At 62.7% G+C, this 4,029-nt stretch carries 4 protein-coding genes; 3 read left to right on the top strand and 1 reads right to left on the bottom strand.

Translation table 11 applies throughout. The features are described from left to right. The coding region (locus tag JWQ81_RS15965; protein WP_297542182.1) for a hypothetical protein at positions 1 to 232 on the top strand (232 nt) is incomplete at its 5' end. 352 nt (positions 233 to 584) lie between these two features. On the opposite strand, the gene JWQ81_RS15960 is transcribed toward JWQ81_RS15965, so the two are convergent. Next, positions 585 to 899: a hypothetical protein gene (locus JWQ81_RS15960; protein ID WP_297542180.1), complete on the bottom strand. Its 315-nt coding sequence runs from the start codon at positions 897 to 899 to the stop codon at positions 585 to 587. A 237-nt stretch (positions 900 to 1,136) separates the two neighbouring features. Between JWQ81_RS15960 and JWQ81_RS15955 the strand changes: the two genes are divergently transcribed. Both JWQ81_RS15955 and JWQ81_RS15950 read left to right on the top strand, forming a co-directional pair. Further along, on the top strand, positions 1,137 to 2,633 hold the full coding sequence (locus JWQ81_RS15955) for an APC family permease (protein ID WP_297542178.1): 1,497 nt from the start codon (positions 1,137 to 1,139) through the stop codon (positions 2,631 to 2,633). A gap of 39 nt (positions 2,634 to 2,672) precedes the next feature. Then, on the top strand, positions 2,673 to 3,527 hold the full coding sequence (locus tag JWQ81_RS15950; protein WP_297542176.1) for a GNAT family N-acetyltransferase: 855 nt from the start codon (positions 2,673 to 2,675) through the stop codon (positions 3,525 to 3,527). Positions 3,528 to 4,029: the final 502 nt, after the last annotated feature.

Below are 4,029 nucleotides of genomic sequence, written 5' to 3'. Positions count from 1 at the left end.
GCTCACCATCAGGAGAGGTTGGAGAGACGATGGCCGACACCGTCAGCGCCACAGAACAGTCGGAACACCTGGCGCCTACCGTTTTATGGCCGGTACCTTCACCGCGTTGCGGATCTTCATGAGCCTGGTCTGGTTCAGCAACGGCCTGGCCAAGCTCATTGACAAGGGGACCTGCGACTGGGGTTTCCTCTCCGTCAACCTGGCCACCCAGGGAGCAATGGCGATGAGTTAATCTGCGTGAGGTTTCAGCGGGTGGAGTTCGATGGTTCAGGTGATGAGTCGGGTTCCTGGGTCGGTTGCGCTGCGGGTGGTGTAGCGGAGACTGGGGCGGACCGTTTTGACTGAGGCGGTGCGGTGTGGGCGGTGGCGGATGATCCAGCTGGGGATGTCGGCGAGGAAGAATGTGAGGGCGGTGGCCAGGTTATGAGGGGGAAAGCCCGGCCGACGGAGTCTTTGACTGCGTCGAGCGCGGGCGGGAAGCTGATCCGGGTGGCATCGACTCCTGCGATGAGGGCGACCTGGGTGATCAGTGTTCGCAGAACTTGATAGAGGCACAACAGTGACCAGATTTCTTGGCGTACCCCTTAGGGGCTGCGGGATCTCAGGATCCCGCCGGGGGTCCGCAAATCGACGTTCACCAGCCGGAACAGTAGCTCGATGTGCCATTGCTGGCTGTAGTTGAGGGCTAGTTCCAGGGCGGGTGCTTCATCTGGGTCGAGCAGGTTGGTGATCAGCGCGAACACTTCGCTGATTCCGTCCTCGTCGCGGATGGAGTATTCGATGACGCGCACGGCAACCTGCTGGTTCTTGCGTTTCCCGCGCAACTGGGAGAGGTAGGTGCCGTCGCTCAGCCGGGTGATAATCGGCAGCGTGAAGGACGTCGAGACCCGCCAGAGCACGTCTGCCCCGGTGGCCAGAATGTCGAGCTAGAGGTTGTAGGACGGGAACCCACGGTCGTTGACCTGCTTTCGCAAGGCCTGGTCAGTTCACCTCGTCCTTCGACGCGTAGATTGCGGTCAGGAGGGTGTTCAGGTTTTTCGTCACAGATTGATCATGGACCCCCCGCCTACGCGGCAACACCAGCCCGCCTCACATGATCTTCACCGCATCAATCATCTAGTAGTGGAGGGCTCTTCATGGCAGTGCCGGGCAACGAAGGTCGAGCTTCTGGTCTCGCCCGTGGCACATTGACTACCATCGATGCCGTCGCGATATCGGTTACGGTTCTTGCGCCTGGGATGGCGATGCTGCTCAACGTGCCAGGCGTCGCTGCGGTGGCGGGCGGATCCACGCCGCTGGCCTTCCTACTTGGCGGACTCGCCTGCTTGGCGCTCGCGGTCGTCGTGGTCGGCTTTACTCGACGGATGGCCGCGGCCGGCTACGCGTACACCTACATCAGCCGCAGTCTGGGCCGCACGACCGGTTTCGTAGCCGGTTGGCTCTATGCCTTCGGCGTGATGTGCTTCGTGCCCATGACGATGGCCGGGGTGGCTTATCTCGCGTCCGATCTCTTGCACCTCGGTCCGAGCTGGTGGTTCCCGCTCTTCCTGCTGGGCATGGCGCTGCTGGTGGCATTGTCGATCGTCCGGATCAAGGTCACTACGCGGCTGCAGTTGGCGGTGGGCGCGGTCACGGTCGTCGTGATCGTCATCGTGAACGCTGTGGTTACCGCGAAGGGAGGAGCGCAGGGCAACACCGCCGCGCCGTTCACCTTCGCCCATACAGAGAAGGGCGGGTTCGCCGGGGTCTTCTACGGCATCATCCTCGGCATCACGTCCTATATCGGGTTCGAGACTGCGGCGGACTTCGGTGAGGAGACGGCGAACCCGCGGCGCTCAATCCCGATTGCGGTTGTCGCGTCTGTCGCCTTTGCTATGGTGTTCTACCTGTGGACGACCTACAGCCTGGCCATCGGTTTTGGGGTGAACAACGGCGCGACGTTCGGCGGTGACTCGTTCGCCCTCAAGACGATCGCGGAGCGCTTCGTCGGAGCACCACTGGCGGCTCTGATCGAGGTCGGCGCGCTGATGTCGGCGTTCCTCGTCTGTGTGGGATGCACCACCGCGGCAAGCCGTACGCTATTCGCGATGGGTCGTGAGGGTGCTTTGCCCACTTGGTTGGGACGCACCCACCACCGGTTCCATACACCGGCGAACGCCACGGTCACCATCGCGGTCCTCGGCACCGTACTGGCTGCGGTCGTGGGTTTCGGACTGGGTGCCGGGGATCTCGGCGGTGCGGCCATCACCGTCTACTACTTCTTCGCGACACTCGGCACGCTGGCCGTAATCACCGTCTACATCGGGCTGTGCATCGGTGGAATGGTCTTCTTCCGCCGGATCCGCGACCGGTACAGCGTGGTCGCGCACCTGTGGGTGCCGGCCACCGGCGTGGTGCTATTCGGTGCCGCGCTCGTCGGCTCGGTCTACCCCGCTCCGACGGCACCGCTTAACCTGACGCCCTACATCACGGTGGCCGTTGTTCTCGTCGGCGTTGTCGTGGTCGCGTTCCTGCGTATCCGACGTCCCGATGCCGTGCAGCGCATTGGAACGATCCTCGGCGAGGAGGGCCGGGAAATAGCGGTATTCTCGCCGCAGGTTCCTGGACCAGACCAGGGCCACGACCACCGCTGAAGACACAACAACAAATGATCCACGCGACTAGCAGAGTTCGTGTTCCTGATCGGCGCGGCTCTGTGGATGCTCGACAAATTTGAGGGAGTTTTGGTGACCGATTTTGCGGACTCGATCGAATCGATGGAACAGCTCGCCGTGGTCTGGCGTGCGATGGTGCTCGACCGGGATTCGGCTGCGGATGTGCGGGATCTGCCGGGCATTGCTGTTCGCTGGGCCGACTGCCGGTTCGCTTTCTGGAACTGCATCACGTTGACTGATGCCGACGTAAACGTGGGGCTCCTCGAACAACGTCTGAGCCAGGCAGCGAACATCATGCGCTCGAAGAAGTATCCCGGGTTCCTGTGGCTCTTCGAGGACCTGCTCGATGACGATGCACGCGCGACGTTGAGTGCTGCGACCGAGCGAGCGGGGCTCGAATACGCTTTTCCCGGCACCGGTATGGCCGGAGACCTGCTCCCCGTTGCCGAGCCTACTCACCCCGACTTGATGTTCGTGCGCGTGACCACCGACGAACAGTTGCAAGCCTATGCCGACCTCAACTCGCGCGGCTACGGATTGCCCCTGGAAGACGGTCGTGACGGGCTCGTCGGCTCCACGCTGTGGAAGGACCAGGTATACGCCTACCTGGGCATCCGAGACGGCGTTCCGGTGACGTGCGCGGCGACGGTGGAAGCAGAAGGCCGCCTCTTCGTCGTACTCGTCGCCACTGACCCGGAGTGGCAGCGTCGAGGCTACGGCGAGGCTGTGACCCGGAAGGCACTGTATGAGGGCGCGCAGGCCACCGGACTGACCCGGGCCACTCTGCACGCGACCGTCGCCGGGGCGCCGGTGTACCCGCGGATCGGTTTCAAGCCGAACTCACCGATGCACTTCTACAGCCTGAAGGGCTGATTCCGTCGCCCGCGGGACTCGGGAAGTCGTCGCTGCTGGTCAAGCCGCGTATCGGTACTCGTTGATGGCGCCGCCAAGGATATGGATACGCAGGCACTACGACTTTCGAGGTTGCGTCCTGCGGCGTCATCTCGGGTCAGTACATTGATGCTAAGGCCCTGTCCCTAAGGGATGTCTCGTAACTGGTCGTGTGGTTGGTGGTGCTGATGGCCCCGATCAAGACCGTCCGCCCTAGCCTGCGCTACACCACCCGCAGCACCACAGGCCCTGGAACCCGCCTGGTCACCCGCACCATCCAACTCCACCTACTGAAACCGGCCCGCGTGTCGCGACACAAATCGGCAGGTCAGCCACCAACAACCCGACTTTGTCCCACCCCGCCGCAAACGTAGGGTTCGGGCGCGGTCTTCCCTCACTTCGAGGGATGGATGGCCGACGTCCGCAGCTGGATCACCACCGGAAGCTTGCCTGAATAAGGAGAATTTAATGAAAATCGGTTTCA

Source organism: Amycolatopsis sp. (assembly GCF_025464955.1).
Classification (GTDB): domain Bacteria; phylum Actinomycetota; class Actinomycetes; order Mycobacteriales; family Pseudonocardiaceae; genus Amycolatopsis.
The sequence above is the reverse complement of the archived record's forward strand: the minus strand, read 5'-3'. Positions and strand labels throughout refer to the sequence as shown.